An 18,565-nucleotide genomic window follows, 5' to 3' on the forward strand; every position below is an offset into this window, starting at 1 on the left:
ATTGTGCGAATGGCCGAAGATTGAGTGAATCCGTTGTCCGCAAAGTTTTAGCAGCCATTTCACAAATGACAGGAGTCTCTAGATGCTGGGTTTGATGCAAGACCAACCGCTTTTGATCTCATCGCTGATCGAGTTCGCCGAGCGCCACCACGGCGACGCCGAGATCGTCTCGCGCCGCGTCGAGGGCGATATCCACCGAAGCACCTGGGGCAAGATCGCATCGCGCTCCCGGCAGGTGGCCAATGCGCTGGACGGCGAGCAACTGCTGTTCAGCGACCGCATCGCCACCCTGGCCTGGAACGGCTACCGCCACCTGGAGCTGTACTACGGCGTGAGCGGCACGGGCCGCGTGCTCCACACCATCAATCCGCGCCTGCACCCCGACCAGATCGCATGGATCGCCAACCACGCCGAAGACCAGATCCTGTGCTTCGACCTGAGCTTTCTGCCGCTGGTGCAGGCGGTGCATGCCAGGTGCAGCACCATCAGAAAGTGGATCGCCTTGTGCGATGCCGACAAGCTGCCTGCCGACAGCGGCATTCCCAACCTCGTGAGCTACGAGGCCTGGATGAGCGGGCAATCGACGGACTACGACTGGCCCACTTTCGACGAGAACTCCGCTTCGAGCATGTGCTACACGAGCGGCACTACCGGCAACCCCAAGGCGGCGCTCTACAGCCACCGCTCGACGCTGCTGCACGCCTACGCTGCGGCGCTGCCCGACGTGATGTGCATCTCGGCGCGCGATTCGGTGCTGCCGGTGGTGCCGATGTTCCACGTCAACGCCTGGGGCATCCCGTATTCGGCCGCACTGGTGGGCGCGAAGATCGTGTTCCCGGGCCCGGCGCTCGATGGCAAGTCGGTGTTCGAGCTCATCGAGTCCGAAGGCGTGACCTTCGCGGCCGGCGTGCCCACCGTGTGGCAGATGATGCTGGGCCACATGCAGGCCAACGAGCTGAAGTTCTCCACGCTCAACCGCACCGTCATTGGCGGCTCGGCCTGCCCGCCGGCCATGATCCGCGCGTTCCAGGACATCTACAAGGTCGAGGTGCTGCACGCCTGGGGCATGACCGAGATGAGCCCGCTGGGCACGCTGTGCACGCTCAAGAACAAGCATCTCGCCATGCCGGCCGATGCCCAACTCGCGATCCGCCTGAAGCAGGGCCGCGCGATCTTCGGCGTCGACATGAAGATCGTCGACGGCGACGGCAAGGCGCTGCCCTGGGACGGCAAGGCCTACGGCGACCTGCTGGTCAAGGGGCCGTGGGTCGTGAAGGAATACTTCAAGGGCGAAGGCGGCGATCCGCTCGTTCCCGACGAGCAGGGGCGCGGCTGGTTTCCCACCGGCGACGTTGCCACCATCGACCCCGACGGCTATCTGCAGATCACCGACCGCAGCAAGGACGTGATCAAGTCCGGCGGCGAATGGATCAGCTCGATCGAGATCGAAAACATCGCCGTCTCGCATCCGGCCGTGGCCATGGCAGCCTGCATCGGCGTGGCGCATCCCAAGTGGGACGAGCGGCCCATCGTCGTGGTGGTGAAGAAGCCCAGTGCCGAGGTCACGCGCGAAGAGCTGCTCAAGTTCTACGAAGGCAAGACAGCCAAGTGGCAGATTCCCGATGACGTGGTCTTCGTCGAGGCGATTCCGCTCGGCGCCACCGGGAAGATTCTCAAGACAAAGTTGCGCGAACTGTTGAAGGACTACAAGTTGCCCACCGCGTAGCCGCACTGTCGCGCACGCGATAGCCAGGCCGCCTTGGCGGCCCTGCTTGCGGGCATTCCCTGTGCGGCGAAAAAAAGGGCGCTTGTACGCTGCGATCTCGGCCCATCATCCCTGGAGACTCCTCATGTCCCGTGCTATCAAGTCAGTAGCTTTCTGCGCAATGCTGCTCAGCGCCACAGCCTCTTTCGCCCAGAAGGGCGAGACCGTCAAGGTCGCCTGGCTCGACCCGCTGTCCGGCCTGATGGCGGCGGTGGGGACCAACCAGCTCAAGACCACGCAGTTCATGGTCGAGGAGTTCAACAAGAAGAACACCTCCGGGGTGAAGTTCGAACTCATCGCCATCGACAACAAGCTGAGCCCGCAGGAAACCACCAGCGCCTTGCGCTCCGCCATGGACCAGGGTGCGCGCTACGTGATGCAGGGCAACGGCTCCGGGCCCGCCTTGGCCATCATCGATGCGCTCGAAAAGCACAACGCGCGCAACCCGGGCAAGGAACTCGTTTACATCAACTATGCCGCGGTCGACCCCGATCTCACCAACAGCAAGTGCAGCTACTGGCACTTCCGCCTCGATGCTGACACCTCCATGAAGATGGAGGCGCTGACCACCTTCATGAAGGACCTACCTGAAGTCAAGAAGGTCTACCTGCTCAACCAGAACTACGCGCACGGCCAGCAGGTCTCCAAGTTCGCCAAGCAGAACCTGAAAGACAAGCGCCCCGACATCGAGATCGTCGGCGACGACCTGCATCCCCTGGCGCAGGTGCGCGACTTCGCGCCCTACATCGCCAAGATCAAGGCCTCCGGCGCCGATTCGGTCATTACCGGCAACTGGGGTTCCGACCTCGCGCTGCTCATCAAGTCGGCCAACGACTCGGGCCTGAACGTCAAGTTCTATACCTACTACGCCTACGGCACCGGGGCGCCAACCGCCATGGGTTCCGGCGCCGACGGGCGTGTGTTCGTGGTGGGCTACGGCCACTACAACATGGGCGGCGACATCCAGCGGATCATGGGCGAATACAAGAAGAAGATGAACGACGACATGGTGCAGACGTCGATCTATCACGCCTTCGCGATGCTCGACACCGCCTTCGTCAGGGCCCGCTCCACCGATCCCGTGAAGGTGGCGGCCACCATGGAAGGCATGAAGTTCAAGAGCTTCAATGGCGAAATCGAAATGCGCAAGGCCGACCACCAGCTGCAGCAGGGCCTGTGGATCACCAAGTGGCAAAAGGCGGGTGGCAAGTTCCCCTATGACGCCGAGAACACGGGCTACACGATGGCGCCGGTGAAGTATTACGAATCGTATGTGGCCAGCACGCCCACCACCTGCCAGATGAAGCGCCCGTAGGGCATTTTGCAAACGGATTTTCTACCCTTGGGTAGCACCGGTTCAGCCGCCGGTAGCACCTTGGAGAAATGCAGTGTCGCCTGCGCGATAGAAACGGCCTTTGCAGCCGCCCTCTTACGGGCATTCCCTGAGGGGAGGGGCTGCAAACGCTTGTACTCTCGTGCGGCCTTTTGAACGGTTTGACCAGGAGATATAGATCGTGAAGTTCGCTCTGAAAATCGCTACAGCAGCCATCCTTTCCGCAGCCGCCACCGGCGCGCTGGCGCAGAAGGGTGAAACCGTGAAGATTGCCTGGCTCGACCCGCTGTCCGGCCTGATGGCGGCGGTCGGCACCAACCAGCTCAAGACTTACCAGTTCCTGGCCGAGGAGTTCAACAAGAAGAACGCCGCCGGGGTCAAGTTCGAGATCATCGGCATCGACAACAAGCTGAGTCCGCAAGAGACCACCAGCGCGCTGCGCTCGGCGCAGGACCAGGGCGCCCGCTACGTGCTCCAGGGCAACGGTTCAGGCGCGGCGCTGGCCATCATCGATGCGGTCGAGAAGAACAATGCCCGCAACCCCGGCAAGGAACTGCTCTACATCAACTACGCCGCAGTCGACCCCGACCTGACCAACAGCAAATGCAGCTATTGGCACTTCCGCCTCGATGCCGATACCTCCATGAAGATGGAAGCGCTGACCACCTTCATGAAGGACCAGCCGGACGTCAAGAAGGTCTACCTGCTCAACCAGAACTATGCGCATGGCGTTCAGGTGGCCAAGTTCGCCAAGGAAAACCTCGCACGGAAGCGGCCCGACGTGCAGATCGTCGGCGAGGATCTCCACCCGCTGGCCCAGGTGCGCGACTTCGCTCCCTACATCGCCAAGATCAAGGCGTCGGGTGCCGACACCGTCATCACCGGCAACTGGGGTTCCGACCTCGCCTTGCTGATCAAGTCGGCCAACGATGCGGGCCTGAACAACGTCAATTTCTACACCTACTACGGGAGCGTGAGCGGCACGCCGACCGCGATGGGCACAGCGTCAGCCGGCAAGGTGTACCAAGTGAGCTACGGCCACTACAACATGGGTGGCGACATCCAGCGCCTGGCGGTCGAGTTCAACAAGAAGTTCAAGGAAGACCTGTACACCTCGTCAGCCTATACGGCACTGCTGATGCTGAGCGAGGCCTTCGCCAAGGTGAAATCGACCGATCCCGTCAAGGTGGCTGCCGCGCTGGAAGGCATGAAGTTCAAGAGCTTCAACGGCGAAGTCGAAATGCGCAAGGCCGATCACCAGTTGCAGCAGGGCCTGTACATCGCCAAGTGGGAGAAGGCGGGAGGCAAATTCCCGATCGACGCGGAAGGAACGGGTCACACCTTCGTCCCCGTGAAGTACTACGAGCCATACGTCGCGAGCACGCCCACCTCGTGCCAGATGAAGCGACCCAACAATTCCTGATTGCCTGATCGCGCGCTGACCGGTCGAGGCCCGACTTCACCACTCGGGCCTTTTTCTTTTTCAACCGACACGAAAGACCGATGAACGTCGAATTCTTCGTCATCTCGCTGCTCAACGGCGTCAGCTACGGGCTGTTGCTGTTCATGCTGAGCTCTGGCCTTACGCTGATCTTCAGCATGATGGGTGTGCTCAATTTTGCGCATGCCAGCTTCTACATGCTCGGTGCGTACATTGCGTACACACTGTCGGGCATCATCGGCTTCTGGCCGGCGCTCTTCATCGCGCCGCTCCTGGTGGGCCTCTTGGGCGCTGCCTTCGAGCGCTACAGCCTGCGCCGGGTCCACAAGTTCGGCCACGTGCCCGAGCTCCTGGTGACCTTCGGCCTTTCGTACCTGATTCTCGAGCTGGTGCAGCTTGCCTGGGGCCGCTCGACGGTGCCTTACGGCCTGCCGCCGCAGCTGCAGGGGCCGCTGTTCTCGCTTTACGGCACGCAGTTTCCCAAGTCGCGCTCGTTCATCATGCTGGTGGCGGTGCTGATGCTCATCTCGGTGTGGCTGCTGCTCACGCGCACGCGCATCGGCCTGGTGATCCAGGCGGCGCTCAAGCACCCCGACATGGTCGAGGCGCTGGGCCACAACGTGCCGCGCGTCTTCATGCTGGTGTTCGGCGGCGGTGCCGCGCTCGCGGGCCTCGCCGGCGTGGTGGGCGGCAACACCTACGTCACCGAACCGGCCATGGCCGCGTCGGTGGGCTCGATCATCTTCGTGGTGGTGGTGGTCGGCGGCATGGGTTCGCTGGCCGGCGCGTTCCTCGCGTCGCTCCTGATCGGCATCATCCAGACCTTCGCGGTGGCCATGGACCAGTCGTTTGCCGGCGGCCTGCAGATGCTGGGCGTTGCCGTGACAGACCAGACCTTCGGCTACGAGCTGCTCAAGCTCACGATCTCGCAGGTCGCGCCGATCCTGCCGTACCTGTTCCTGGTGCTGATCCTCATCTTCAGGCCCAAGGGCTTGTTGGGCACTCGGGAGGATTGAATGACACAAGCACAGTCCCCCACCATCGCCGCCGACCCTCGCGCCAACCCTCTTGCGACAGCAGAGGGCACAAGAAAGGGTGGAACCGAAATGACATCGACGACCGCAGCCCCGACCACGCAGTACTACCGCTTCAAGCCCTGGAACATCGGGCGCTTCCTGATCTGGTCGCTGTTCGCAGTCGTGCTGATCATCTCGCCGCTGGTGTTCAAGAGCAGCCTCGCCCTCACCATGCTCTCGCAGATGGGCTATCTCATCATCATCTGCCTGAGCTACAACATCCTGCTGGGGCAGGGCGGCATGCTGAGCTTCGGCCATGCGGTGTACGTTGGTCTTGGCTCCTTCCTTGCCATTCATGCGATGAACATGGGCAGCAAGGGCGGACTGCAGATTCCGCTCGTGGCCATTCCGCTGGTAGGCGGCCTGGCCGGCATGTTCTTTGCCATCCTGCTGGGCTTCGTCACCACCAAGAAGTCGGGCACCACCTTCGCGATGATCACCATGGGCATAGGCGAACTGGTGGCCTCCATGGCGCTGATGTTCCCGAGCTTCTTCGGCGGCGAGGGCGGCATCACCACCGACCGGGTCTACGGCCCAACCTTCTTCGGCTTCAACTTCGGCTCGCAGATCCAGGTGTACTACCTGATCGCCGCATATTGTTTCGTGTGCACCGCGCTCATGTTTGCCTTCACCGGCACGCCGCTCGGCCGCATGCTCAACGCTGTGCGCGACAACCCGGAGCGCGTGGAGTTCATCGGCTACAACACGCAGCGCGTGCGCTACTTCGCATTCATCATCGCCGGCTTCTTCGCCGGCATCGGTGGCGGGCTGGCGTCGATCAACTTCGAGATCGTGAACGCGGCCGACAGCCTGAGCGCCATCCGCTCGGGCGGCTACCTGCTGTTCACCTTCCTGGGTGGCGCGGTGTTCTTCTTCGGCCCGATCATCGGCGCGGTGCTGCTGGTGTTCGCGTCGATCCTGCTGTCGGAGCTTTCCAAGGCCTGGCAGCTCTACTTCGGCCTGGTGTTCGTGTTCATGGTGATGTTCGCGCCCGGCGGCATCGCCAGCCTGGTGATGATGAACCTGCGGGTCGCCAAGTTCGGCAAGTTCAACCGCTTCTGGCTGCTGTACATCGCACTCGCGGTGGCACTGGTGCCGGTCGTCGTCGGCGCCGCTGCGCTCATCGAGATGATCTATCACATCCAGCTCAACGCGGCGATGGGCCCGAACCTGAACTTCTTCGGCGTGACGCTGGATACGTCGGGCATGGCAAGCTGGCTGGTCGCGGCGGCCATCCTGGCGGTCGGCCTCGGCGCACTCGAGGTGGCGCGCCGCCGCTTCGTGCGTGTCTGGGGCCGGGCACAGGAAGAAATCGAAGCAGAAATCAAACGTCGGGAGGCGGCGTAATGAGCGCGCAACACGCACTGGAACTGAAGGCGCTGCGCAAGAATTTCGGCAAGACCGAAATCATCCGCGGCGTGGACCTGGCGGTGAACGCCGGGGAACGCGTGGCCATCATCGGCCCGAACGGGGCGGGCAAGTCGACGCTGTTCAATCTCATCAGCGGACGTCTGGCGCCCACCAGCGGCGAAGTGCTGCTGAACGGCGAGCGCATCGACGGCAAGAAGCCCTTCGAGATCAACCGGCTGGGCCTGTCGCGCAGCTTCCAGATCACCAACATCTTCCCCAAGCTCAGCGTGTTCGAGAACCTGCGCTGCGGGGTGCTGTGGAGCCTGGGCTACCGCTACACCTTCTTGCGCTTTCTCTCGAACCTGGACGACGCCAATGCGCGCACCGAGGAGCTCATCAAGCAGATCGGCCTGGAGCGCAAGCGCGACGTGCACGCGGTGAACCTCACCTACGCCGAGCAGCGCGCACTCGAAATTGGCGTGACCATCGCGGGCGGCGCCGGCGTCATTCTCCTGGACGAGCCCACGGCCGGCATGAGCAAGACCGAGACCTCGCACTTCATCTCGCTCATCAAGCACGTCACGGTCGGCAAGACGCTGCTCACGGTCGAGCACGACATGGGCGTGGTCTTCGGGCTGGCCGACAAGATCGCGGTGGTGGTGTATGGCGAAGTCATCGCCTTCGACACGCCGGCGGCTGTTCGCGCCAATGCGCGGGTGCAGGAGGCCTACCTGGGCTCTTCGGTCGCTGATGCACAAAGCCAGGGCCAGGGACACTGACATGCTGAAGCTTCACGACATCCACGCCTACTACGGCAAGAGCCATGTGCTGCATGGCGTTTCCTTCAACGTCGGGGCGGGCGAGATCGTCGCGCTGCTGGGCCGCAATGGCTCCGGCCGCTCGACCACCGCCAAGGCCATCATGGGCCTGGTGCATGCCGAGGGCACGCTGCGCTGGAAAGACCAGGACATCCTGCGCAGGAAAGCCTACGAGATCGCCCACCTGGGCATCGGCTACGTGCCCGAGAACCGCGACATCTTTCCCAAGCTCACGGTACACCAGAACCTGCTGCTGGGGCAGAAGGGCTCGGGCAAGGGCAGCCGCTGGTCGTTCGACGACATGTACGGCATGTTCCCGCGCCTGAAGGAGCGCCAGCACACCGAGGCCGGCGTGCTCTCTGGCGGCGAGCAGCAGATGCTCACGCTGTGCCGCACGCTCATGGGCGACCCTGACCTGATCATCATCGACGAGCCGACCGAGGGCCTCGCGCCCAAGATCGTCGAGCTGGTGGGGCAGTACCTGAAGACGCTCAAGAACAAGGGTATTTCGGTGCTGCTGATCGAGCAGAAGCTGACCATTGCGATGCAGATCTCCGACCGTGCGCTGGTAATGGGGCACGGCAGCATCGTGTTCGACGGCACACCCGACAGCCTGCGTGCCGATGCGACCACTCGCAAGGAGTGGCTCGAAGTCTAGGGCTCGCCCCCAGGCTTCGCGCACGCTTTTTCCACCCCCTTGCGGGGGCAGCACCAGCGGTCCGGCAGAGCCGGTTCCGCGGTGTTCCTGGAACGGGCTGTAACCTTTAATGAGTCTTGTCTCGGCAGCGACTGCGTGCCATTGTGAGGCCACGCGAAACGCCTAGAATCCCTCGAAAAAGAACACTCGTGCTTTTTCTTCTTTTTCTTCACACACCAAGGAATGCAGCATGACGGCTGAATACAAAGTGCTCGGCGATGTCGCCGTGATCACACTGACCAACCCGCCGGTCAACGGTCTCGGTTTTTCGACCCGCATCGGCATCACCGATGGGTTGTCGAAGGCCAATGCCGACGACGCCGTCAAGGCCATCGTCATCACGGGCGCCGGCAAGGCCTTCTCGGGCGGTGCGGACATCAAGGAATTCGGCACGCCCAAGGCGCTGCAGGAACCCAACCTGCTGAGCGTCATCCTCGCGCTCGAAGCTTCGCCGAAGCCCATCGTCGCGGCCATTCACTCGGTGTGCATGGGCGGCGGCCTCGAGCTGGCCCTGGGCTGCCACTACCGCGTGGCCGCTCCCGGCACCAGCATCGCGCTGCCCGAGGTCAAGCTGGGCCTCATCCCCGGCGCCGGCGGCACGCAGCGCCTGCCGCGCGTGCTTGGCGTGGAAACCGCACTCAACATGATCGTGAGCGGCGAGCCCGTCAAGAGCGAACTGCTGGCCAGCCTGCCGGGCCAGAAGCTTTTCGACAAGCTCACCGTCTCGCCCGAATCGGTGTTCGAGGAAGCCGTGGCCTTCGCCAAGAGCGTGGCCGGCAAGAGCGGCGACGCATTGCCGCTGGTGCGCAACCTGCCGTGCAAGCACCCGCAGGGCGATGCCTACTTCCAGTTCGCCAAGAACATGGTCGGCGGCATGTCGAAGAACTACCCCGCGCCGCTGCAGTGCGTGGAGGCCGTACAAGCCGCAACGAAGATGAAGTTCGACGCCGGCATGGCCGAGGAGCGCCGCATCTTCACATCGCTGATGTTCACGCCCGAATCGCTGGCGCTGCGCCACCTGTTCATGGCCGAACGTGCGGCCTCCAAGATTCCCGACGTGGCGGACGACACGTCCAAGCGCGAGATCAAGTCGATCGGCGTGATCGGCGCCGGCACCATGGGCGGCGGCATTTCGATGAACTTCCTGAACGCGGGCATCCCCGTCAAGATTCTCGAGATGAAGCAGGAAGCGCTCGACCGCGGCATTGCCACCATCAGGAAGAACTACGAATCGCAGGTCAAGAAGGGCAAGCTCAAGCAGGACAAGTACGAGCAGCGCATGGCGCTGTTGAGCACCACGCTGAGCTACGACGACCTGAAGGACGCCGACCTGATCATCGAAGCCGTGTTCGAGGAACTCGGCGTCAAGGAGAAGGTGTTCAAGGAACTCGATCGCGTCGCCAAGAAGGGCGCGATCCTGGCTTCCAACACCTCGACGCTCGACGTCGACAAGATCGCCTCGTTCACCGAACGTCCGCAGGACGTGGTCGGCATGCACTTCTTCAGCCCGGCCAACGTGATGAAGCTGCTCGAAGTGGTGCGCGGCAAGGAAACGGCCAAGGACGTGCTCGCCACCGTCATGGACATCGGCAAGAAGATCAAGAAGACGGCCGTGGTCTCGGGCGTTTGCGACGGCTTCATCGGCAACCGCATGATCGAGCAGTACTCGCGCCAGGCGGGCTTCCTGCTGGACGAGGGCGCCACGCCGCAGCAGGTCGACAAGGCCATCGAGAAGTTCGGCTTTGCCATGGGCCCATTCCGCATGGGCGACCTGGCCGGCAACGACATCGGCTGGGCGATTCGCAAGCGCCGCGCCGTCGAGTATCCCGACATGAAGTACAGCCGCACGGCCGACAAGCTGTGCGAGCTGGGCCGCTTCGGCCAGAAGACCGGGGCAGGGTGGTACGACTACCAGGCCGGCAAGCGCGACGCGATTCCGTCGGACCTCGTCAACAAGATGATCGAGGACCACCGCAAGGAGCTTGGGATCACGCCGCGCAAGATTTCCGATGAAGAGATCGTGCAGCGCCTGGTGTATGCGCTGGTGAACGAAGGCGCGCACATCCTCGAGGACGGCATTGCCTCGAAGTCGGGCGACATCGACATGGTGTACCTCACCGGCTACGGCTTCCCGATCTGGCGCGGCGGCCCGATGCACTACGCATCGCAGGTCGGCCTGTACAACGTGGCCGAAACCATGAAGCGCTTTGCCAAGAACCCGCGCGACGACGCCGAGTTCTGGCAGCCCGCGCCGCTGATCCAGAAGCTGGTGGCCGAAGGCAAGCAGTTCAGCTGACAGCAGACCCGGAGCCCTGACCGCCTATGTTGAAACGCATCTTTCTCGGGCTGCTGCTGGTGCTTGTGGCACTGGTGGCGGCCGTGGCGGTCAAGACCTGGACCACGCCGTCGCAGCAGCTGGCGGTGGCGCCGGCACCCAAACTCGAGATGGACCTGCAGGCCGCCGCCAAGCGACTGGCCGGCGCGATTCCGATCCGCACGGTGTCCAGCCTCGACGATCCGGCCACCAATCTGGCCGAGTTCGACAAGCTGCACGCTTACCTCGAACAGCAGTTCCCCAAGGTCCACGCCACCCTCAAGAAGGAAGTGGTGGGCCAGCGGGCGCTGCTCTACACATGGATCGGTACCGACGCCTCGGCCAAGCCGATCGCGCTCATGGCGCACCAGGACATGGTGCCCATTGCGCCCGGCACCGAGAAGGCGTGGACGGTCGACCCCTTCGCGGGCGAAATCAAGGACGGCTACGTCTGGGGCCGCGGCACGCTCGACAACAAGGGCAACCTGTTTGCGCAGATGGAGGCCATCGATCTGCTGATCGGCAGCGGCTTCAAGCCCAAGCAGACCGTGTATCTCGTGATGGGCGACGACGAAGAGGTGGGCGGCCTGCGCGGTGCGCGGCCCATTGCCGAGCTGCTGAAGTCGCGCAACGTGCGCCTCGACTGGGTGCTCGACGAAGGCCTGCTGATTCTCGACGGCGTGCTGCCCGGCCTTTCGAAGCCGGCTGCGCTCATCGGCCTGGCCGAGAAGGGCTATGGCACCTTCTTTCTTTCGCTCGACACCGCCCCCGGCCACTCGTCGATGCCGCCGCAGCGCAGCGCCATCGGCAGCATGAGCGCCGCGCTTGCACGGCTTGAAGCCAACCAGATGCCCGGCGGTATCAAAGGCGTGGCGGCCCAGATGTTCGGTGCCCTCGCGCCGGAGATGAGCAGCATGAATCGCGTGATGCTCTCCAACCTGTGGCTCACCGAACCACTGGTGCGCAGCCAACTCCAGAAGAGCCCGAGCAGCAACGCCATGCTTCGCACGACCACCGCATTGACCATCGTGCGCGCCGGCAACAAGGACAACGTGCTGCCCGGCCGCGCCGAGGCTGCCGTCAACTTCCGCATCCTGCCGGGCGACACCATCGACAGCGTGGAGGCGCACCTGCGCAAGGCGCTCGGCAACGACGAGATCAAGATCAAGCGCTACCCCGGCAACTCCGAGCCTTCGCCCGTGTCACCGACGGACAGCACTGGCTATCGCGCCATTCAACAGGCGGTGCGCCAGTCGTTTCCGGATGTGGTGGTGGCCCCCGGCCTCATGACCGCCGCCACCGACTCGCGCCACTTCAGTCTGGTGAGCGATGCCGTCTACCGCTTTTCGCCGTTCCGCATGAAGAGCGAAGACCTGGCCCGTTTCCATGGCAACAACGAACGCCTGGCCATCTCCAACTACGGCGAGATGATCGGCTTCTATCACCAGCTCCTGCGCAACACCAACGCTGCGCCGGCGCAATGACGACAACAAACCTCTTTCCCTTCCATCTTCAAAGGACCTCACCATGACCAGCGCCGTCATTGTTTCCACCGCCCGCACGCCGCTCGCGAAGAGCTGGAAGGGTGCCTTCAACATGACGCACGGCGCCACGCTCGGCGGCCACGCGGTGCAGCACGCCATCGCGCGCGCCGGTATCGAAGCCGCCGAAGTCGATGACGTGATCATGGGTTGCGCCACGCCCGAGGGCGCCACCGGCTCCAACATCGCGCGCCAGGTCGCACTGCGCGCCGGCTGCCCCGTCACCACCTCGGGCATGACGATCAACCGTTTCTGCTCCTCGGGCCTGCAGACCATCGCCACCGCCGCGCAGCGCATCATCGCGGGCGAAGGCGAGGTGTACGTGGCCGGCGGCGTCGAGAGCATCTCGTGCGTGCAGAACGAAGCCAACAAGCACATGCTGGCCGACCCCTGGCTGGTAAAGCACAAGCCCGAGATCTACTGGAACATGCTGCAGACGGCCGAGCAGGTCGCCAAGCGCTACAACATCGGTCGCGACGCCATGGACGAATACGGCGCCGCCAGCCAGCAGAAGGCCACCGCCGCGCTCGAAGCCGGCCGCTTCAAGGACGAGATCGCACCCATCACCGTGCTGGCCGGCGTGGCCGACCCCGTGATGGGCCTGCGCACCAAGGAAGTCACGATCGAGAACGACGAAGGCATCCGCGCCGGCACCACCAAGGAAGGCATCAGCGGCATCCGACCGGCGCTGCCCGGCGGCCTGATCTCGGCCGGCAATGCCAGCCAGTTCTCCGACGGCGGCGGCGCCTGCGTGGTGGTCGACGAGAAGTACGCAGAGCAAAAGGGCCTGAAGCCGCTCGGCCGCTTCCTCGGCTTTGCCGTGGCCGGCTGCGAGCCCGACGAAATGGGCATCGGCCCCGTCTTCGCGATTCCGAAGGTGCTCAAGCGCCTGGGCCTCACGGTCAACGACATCGACCTGTGGGAACTGAACGAAGCCTTCGCGGTGCAGGTGATCTACTGCCGCGACAAGCTCGGCATCCCGGCTGACCGCCTGAACGTGGACGGCGGCGCCATCGCCGTGGGCCACCCCTACGGCGTGAGCGGCCAGCGCCTCACGGGCCACGCGCTCATCGAAGGCAAGCGCCGCGGCGCGAAGAAGGTGCTGGTCACGATGTGCATCGGCGGCGGTATGGGTGCCGCAGGCGTGTTTGAAGTTCTTTAACTCTCGCCCAGCCGGCGGCGCATAGCGCGCCGCCGCCTTCGCCAACCCCGTTCAGGGGGGACACCAGCGGGCCGGCTGAGCCGCTTCCGCGGTGTTCCAGGCACAGGACCCGCGCATCCATTCACACCGAGATCGATCATGAGCCTGCGTCCCACCCTCGACTTCCTGCTCTACGACTGGCTCGACGCGGAATCGCTGAGCCAGCGCGAGCGTTTTGCCGACCACTCCCGCGAGACTTTCGACGCGGTGCTCGACACCTGCGAACGCATCGCACGCGAAAAGTATGCGCCGGCCAATCGCATCGTCGATACGCAGGAGCCGCACTTCGACGGCGAGAAGGTCGTATTGCCGCAGGCCACGCACGATGCGCACAAGGCCTTCGTCGAATCCGGAATGATGAGCGCGGCGCAGGACTACGACATCGGCGGCATGCAGCTGCCCTACACGCTGCAGGCCGCGGCCAACGGCTTCTTCGCGATGGCCTCGGTGAGCATCGGCTCGAACATGCTCACCAGCGGCAACGCCAACCTGCTGATGGTGCATGGCACCGAGATGCAGAAGGAGGTGTTCGCCAAGAACGAATTTTCGGGCCGCTGGGCCGGCACCATGTGTCTCTCCGAGCCGCAGGCCGGATCGTCGCTGAGCGACGTGGCCACGCGCGCCGTACCCGACGGCGCGGACCATCAGAACGATCCGCTCGGGCCGCGCTATCGGCTCACGGGCAACAAGATGTGGATCTCGGCCGGCGACCACGAGCTGACCGAGAACATCGTGCACATCGTGCTCGCCAAGATTCCCGACGCCAGCGGCAAGCTGGTGCCGGGCACGCGCGGCATCTCGCTGTTCATCGTGCCGAAGTGGCTGGTGAACGTGGAGAACCCTCACCCCGGCCCTCTCCCGCAAGCGGGAGAGGGGGACGGCAGCGTGAAGGTCACGCTGGGCAGCAGGAACGACGTGGCCCTCGCGGGCCTCAACCACAAGCTGGGCTGGCGCGGCACCACCAACACGCTCCTGAACTTCGGTGAAGGCAAGTACCCGGTCGATGGCAAGGCGGGCGCGGTGGGCTACCTCGTCGGCGAGCCCGGCAAGGGCCTGCACTGCATGTTCCACATGATGAACGAGGCGCGCATCGGCGTCGGCACGGCCGCCACCATGCTGGGCATGGCCGGCTACTACGCCTCGCTCGACTATGCAAAGGCGCGGCCGCAGGGCCGGCTCCTGAAGAAACCCGAGACGGGCGCCGGCAGCCAGGTCGTGAAGGACTCGGCCAGCCCGCAGGTGCGCATCATCGAACACGCCGACGTGCGGCGCATGCTGCTCGCGCAGAAGGCGTACTGCGAAGGTGCGCTGGCGCTGGAGCTGTACTGCGCCCGGCTGGTCGACGAGCAAAAAACCGGCGGTGCGCAGGCCGCGGACGACGCGCGCCTGCTGCTGGAGGTGCTCACGCCCATCGCCAAGAGCTGGCCCAGCGAGTGGTGCCTGGAAGCCAATTCGCTGGCCATCCAGGTGCATGGCGGCTATGGCTACACGCGCGACTTTCCGGTGGAGCAGTATTGGCGCGACAACCGCCTGAACATGATCCACGAGGGCACCCACGGCATCCAGGCCGCCGACCTGCTGGGCCGCAAGGTGCTGATGGAAAAGGGCCGCGGCCTGCAATTGCTGGCCGGCCGCATCACCGACACCATCGGCCGCGCGGCCACGGTGCCCGCGCTCGCGGGGCATGCCCAGGCGCTGGGCGCCGCCCTGCAGCGCATCGGTACTGCCACCGAGGCCGCCTGGTCCACCGGCGACCCGGCCGACGCACTGGCCAACGCCGTGCCCTACATGCAGGCATTCGGCCATACCGTGCTGGCCTGGATCTGGCTGGACGTGGCGCGGCGAGCGCTGGAAATCGACGCAGAGAAGGCCAGGGCCGTAACAGCTGGCAAGATTGGCGCCACGGACTATTTCTTCCACTACGAGCTGCCGAAAATCGGCGCCTGGCTCAATGTGGTCGAGAGCCGCGACCCCACCTGTACAGCATTGCCCGAGGACGCTTTCTGATAATGGCCAACGCCGCTCCCAACAACACCCCGAACCCCGTCAAGCCCCCGAAGCCGCACGCCCGGCTCGAGAAGTGGATCTGGATCCTGATCTACGGCGGCCTGTTTCTCGTGATCCTCGGCATTGCCACGGGCCGCACCGAGCCCGCCATCGGCTGGTCGATGGCCGTGCCAGGCGGGGTGATCGCCCTGGTGGGCTTTGCGCTCATCTACGTGCGCTCTCGCCTCAATGACAAATAAGGAAGGCGTGACCATGCTGAATCCGGAACATCGGCGCAGTCGCGAAGCGCGGCAATGCTTGGACTATGAAACCTGAACCCCGTGTGCCCGACGCAAAGGCCACTTCGGCGGATCGGCGGGCGTACGGTCGCGCACAGCGCGCGCACTTTCCGCTCGAACAGTGGGCACAGGCGCCCAAGCCCGATGCGGCAGGCCGCAGCCCGCTCGGCTGGCTGAAGGCGTCCAACCGCGGCCGGGTGCCCGAACTGGTGCCGGTCCGCCATGGCCGCATGCTGGCCACGCCGTTCACCTTCTACCGCGGTGCCGCCAGCCTGATGGCGAACGACCTGGCCAGGTTGCCGCACAGCGGCATTGCGACGCAACTGTGCGGCGATGCGCACCTTGCGAACTTCGGCTTCTTCGCCAGCCCCGAGCGCTCGCTGGTCTTCGACATCAACGACTTCGACGAAACCCTGCAGGGGCCCTTCGACTGGGATGTGCGCCGGCTCGCCACCTCGTTTGTCGTGGCCGCGCGCGATCTGGGCTTCAAGCCGCGCACCGGGCGCGACGCGGTCCGGCAACTGGCCGAGGCGTACCGTGACCGCATGCGCCGCTTCGCGCGAATGGACACGCTGGAGGCCTGGTACGCGCGCCTCACGTCCCAAACGCTGCTGAAACTCGGTGCCGAGGATGCGACCGAGCTTGCGGTCATCAAGAAGGCCCGGCGCAGCACCTCGCGCGTGTTTGCCGAAGAGGCGACCGAGATGGTGGAGGGCCGCCTCATGGTGCGCGACCGGCCGCCGTTCGTCTATCACGACGCCAAGGCCACCGCGCGCGAGATCGGCCGCTTTCGCTCCGGATTGCCGGCGTTCCTGGCGCAGTACCGCGCCAGCCTTCCGCCCGAACGCCAGCGGCTGTTCGATCGCTATGAGCTGCACGACGTTGCGGTGCTGACGCCTGGCGTCGGCTCGGTGGGCCGGCGCTGTTTCCTGCTGCTGATGGTGGCCGACCAGGCCCATCCTCTGTTCCTGCAGTGCAAGGAAGCCGGCGAATCGGTGCTGGAGGCCCATCTGGGCCCGGCGCCGGGATCGAACTCTCCCGGCCAGCGCGTGGTGCAGGGGCAGCGGTTGGCGCAGGCCGCCAGCGACGTTTTCCTCGGCTGGGCCGAGGCGTCCGGCGGACGCGGCTTCTATGTGCGCCAGCTGCGCGACATGAAGGCGTCCTACAAGCTCGAAGACTTCAAGCCGGTCGATCTCGTCGAGTTTGCCGAGGCCTGCGGCTACAGCCTGGCGCGCGCGCATGCCAAGGGCGGCGACGCCTGGGCCATTGCCGGTTACCTCGGGCGCTCCAAGACGTTCAACACCGCGCTCGCAGACTTTGCCGAGGCCTATGCCGACGTCAACCAGGCCGACTGGCGCCAGCTGAAAAAAGCAGTGGCGTCGGGCAAGCTCGCCGCCGTCAAGGCCGTCGGCGACGCTTCGTAGCGGCGGCAGGCAAGCCACGAATCCTTCTTTCACATGTTCCGGAGACAACAGACATGACACCCCGCACCACCAAGCAACTCTTCGACCTCACCGGCAAGACGGCCCTCATCACTGGCGGCTCGCGCGGCCTGGGCCTCCAGATGGCGCATTCGCTGGGAGAAGCCGGCGCGAAGATCATGCTGAGTTCACGCAAGGCCGACGACCTGGAACAGGCCGCAGCCGAGCTGCAGTCGGCCGGCATCGACGCGCGCTGGATCGCCGCCGACTGCTCGAAGGAAGAAGACACGCGCCGTCTGGCCGACGAAACGCTGCAGCGCATGGGCGCGATCGACATCCTCGTCAACAACGCGGGCGCCAGCTGGGGCGCGCCGGCCGAGAGCCATCCGGTCGAGGCCTGGGACAAGGTGATGAACCTCAACGTGCGCGGCTACTTCATCCTGTCGCAGCACGTCGCCAACGGCTACATGATTCCCAGGAAGACCGGCCGCATCATCAACATCGCCTCGATTGCCGGCCTCAACGGCAATCCGCCCGAGATGCAGACGCTGGCCTACAACACCTCCAAAACCGCGGTGATCGGCTTCACGCGCACGCTCGCGGCCGAATGGGGCCGCTACAACATCAACGTGAACGCGATCTGCCCGGGCTTCTTCATGACGAAGATGGCCGCCGGCCTGATCAAGTCGCTCGGCGAGGAAAAAATGGCCTCGCATGCGCCGCTCGGCCGCCTGGGCGACGAGGAAGACCTGAAGGGCATCGCGCTGCTGTACGCCAGCGATGCCGGCAAGCACATCACCGGCCAGTGGCTGGCGGTCGATGGTGGCGTCAGCGTGGTGCTCGGTGCTTGAAATGGCCGAAAAAGATTCCACCGACATCAACATCCGCTCGTACACGAGCCAGATCCCGTTTGCGCGCCACCTGGGTTTCGAGCTCACCAAGTTCGAGGGCGGCGAGTCCGAGATCATCTACACGGCCAAGCCCGAGCACCTGAACACCTTCGACGTGACGCACGGCGGCGCCTGTATGACGCTGCTCGACATCACCATGGCGGCCGCCGCACGCAGCGTGGCACCCGAGATGGGCGTGGTCACCATCGAGATGAAGACCAGCTTCATGCAGCCTTCGGTCGGTCCGCTGCACGCACGCGGCACGCTCATCCACCGCACCGCAACGCTGGCCTTCACGGAAGCCAAAATCTACGACGAGCTGGAGCGCGTGTGCGCGCATGCCACCGGCACCTTCAAGTACGTGAAGCGCCGCCTGCCCACCGGCCCCGCGAGCGCCAACGCGATGCGCCCGCCTTCCACCGATTAATTGCAT

At 64.5% G+C, this 18,565-nt stretch carries 15 protein-coding genes; all 15 read left to right on the forward strand.

Features of this window, described 5'->3' with window-relative positions:
• Window positions 1–82: 82 nt before the first annotated feature.
• The 15 genes from ACJ7Z0_RS28400 (at window position 83) to ACJ7Z0_RS28470 (ending at window position 18,559) form a co-directional block, all read left to right on the forward strand.
• The gene (locus ACJ7Z0_RS28400) at window positions 83–1,726 is read left to right on the forward strand and encodes a 3-(methylthio)propionyl-CoA ligase (protein WP_434792522.1); all 1,644 of its coding nucleotides are present in this window, start codon (window positions 83–85) and stop codon (window positions 1,724–1,726) included.
• Window positions 1,727–1,850: 124 nt separating this feature from the next.
• A complete protein-coding gene (locus ACJ7Z0_RS28405; RefSeq protein WP_434792523.1) occupies window positions 1,851–3,080 on the forward strand; it encodes a branched-chain amino acid ABC transporter substrate-binding protein in 1,230 nt (409 codons plus the stop codon).
• A 199-nt stretch (window positions 3,081–3,279) separates the two neighbouring features.
• On the forward strand, window positions 3,280–4,521 hold the full coding sequence (locus ACJ7Z0_RS28410) for a branched-chain amino acid ABC transporter substrate-binding protein (RefSeq protein WP_434792524.1): 1,242 nt from the start codon (window positions 3,280–3,282) through the stop codon (window positions 4,519–4,521).
• A gap of 80 nt (window positions 4,522–4,601) precedes the next feature.
• Window positions 4,602–5,555, forward strand: coding sequence for a branched-chain amino acid ABC transporter permease (locus tag ACJ7Z0_RS28415; RefSeq protein ID WP_055806507.1), 954 nt, complete (start codon window positions 4,602–4,604; stop codon window positions 5,553–5,555).
• A 90-nt stretch (window positions 5,556–5,645) separates the two neighbouring features.
• Window positions 5,646–6,962, forward strand: coding sequence for a branched-chain amino acid ABC transporter permease (locus ACJ7Z0_RS28420; RefSeq protein WP_434792525.1), 1,317 nt, complete (start codon window positions 5,646–5,648; stop codon window positions 6,960–6,962).
• Complete coding sequence (locus ACJ7Z0_RS28425) at window positions 6,962–7,744, forward strand: ABC transporter ATP-binding protein (protein ID WP_431131254.1); 783 nt, start codon at window positions 6,962–6,964, stop codon at window positions 7,742–7,744. The genes ACJ7Z0_RS28420 and ACJ7Z0_RS28425 overlap by 1 nt, the downstream gene beginning before the upstream one ends.
• 1 nt (window position 7,745) lies before the next feature.
• Complete coding sequence (locus ACJ7Z0_RS28430; protein ID WP_055806516.1) at window positions 7,746–8,441, forward strand: ABC transporter ATP-binding protein; 696 nt, start codon at window positions 7,746–7,748, stop codon at window positions 8,439–8,441.
• 229 nt (window positions 8,442–8,670) lie between these two features.
• Window positions 8,671–10,776 carry a 3-hydroxyacyl-CoA dehydrogenase NAD-binding domain-containing protein gene (locus ACJ7Z0_RS28435; RefSeq protein WP_434792526.1) on the forward strand — a complete coding sequence of 702 codons (2,106 nt, stop codon included), beginning with the start codon at window positions 8,671–8,673 and terminating at the stop codon, window positions 10,774–10,776.
• A 26-nt stretch (window positions 10,777–10,802) separates the two neighbouring features.
• Complete coding sequence (locus ACJ7Z0_RS28440; protein WP_434792527.1) at window positions 10,803–12,278, forward strand: M20 family peptidase; 1,476 nt, start codon at window positions 10,803–10,805, stop codon at window positions 12,276–12,278.
• A 43-nt stretch (window positions 12,279–12,321) separates the two neighbouring features.
• Complete coding sequence (locus ACJ7Z0_RS28445) at window positions 12,322–13,497, forward strand: acetyl-CoA C-acyltransferase (protein WP_434792528.1); 1,176 nt, start codon at window positions 12,322–12,324, stop codon at window positions 13,495–13,497.
• A gap of 138 nt (window positions 13,498–13,635) precedes the next feature.
• Window positions 13,636–15,543, forward strand: coding sequence for an acyl-CoA dehydrogenase (locus ACJ7Z0_RS28450; RefSeq protein ID WP_434792529.1), 1,908 nt, complete (start codon window positions 13,636–13,638; stop codon window positions 15,541–15,543).
• A 2-nt stretch (window positions 15,544–15,545) separates the two neighbouring features.
• Window positions 15,546–15,782 (forward strand): hypothetical protein, encoded by a 237-nt coding sequence (locus tag ACJ7Z0_RS28455; RefSeq protein ID WP_431131265.1) that lies wholly within the window; start codon window positions 15,546–15,548, stop codon window positions 15,780–15,782.
• 83 nt (window positions 15,783–15,865) lie between these two features.
• A complete protein-coding gene (locus ACJ7Z0_RS28460; RefSeq protein WP_434792530.1) occupies window positions 15,866–17,245 on the forward strand; it encodes a DUF2252 domain-containing protein in 1,380 nt (459 codons plus the stop codon).
• 53 nt (window positions 17,246–17,298) lie between these two features.
• On the forward strand, window positions 17,299–18,093 hold the full coding sequence (locus tag ACJ7Z0_RS28465; protein ID WP_434792531.1) for an SDR family oxidoreductase: 795 nt from the start codon (window positions 17,299–17,301) through the stop codon (window positions 18,091–18,093).
• A 1-nt stretch (window position 18,094) separates the two neighbouring features.
• Complete coding sequence (locus ACJ7Z0_RS28470) at window positions 18,095–18,559, forward strand: PaaI family thioesterase (protein ID WP_434792532.1); 465 nt, start codon at window positions 18,095–18,097, stop codon at window positions 18,557–18,559.
• The last annotated feature ends 6 nt before the right edge of the window (window positions 18,560–18,565 follow it).

Origin of the sequence: Variovorax palleresanus (genome assembly GCF_051144945.1) — a bacterium.
Lineage (GTDB): Bacteria > Pseudomonadota > Gammaproteobacteria > Burkholderiales > Burkholderiaceae_C > Variovorax > Variovorax paradoxus_S.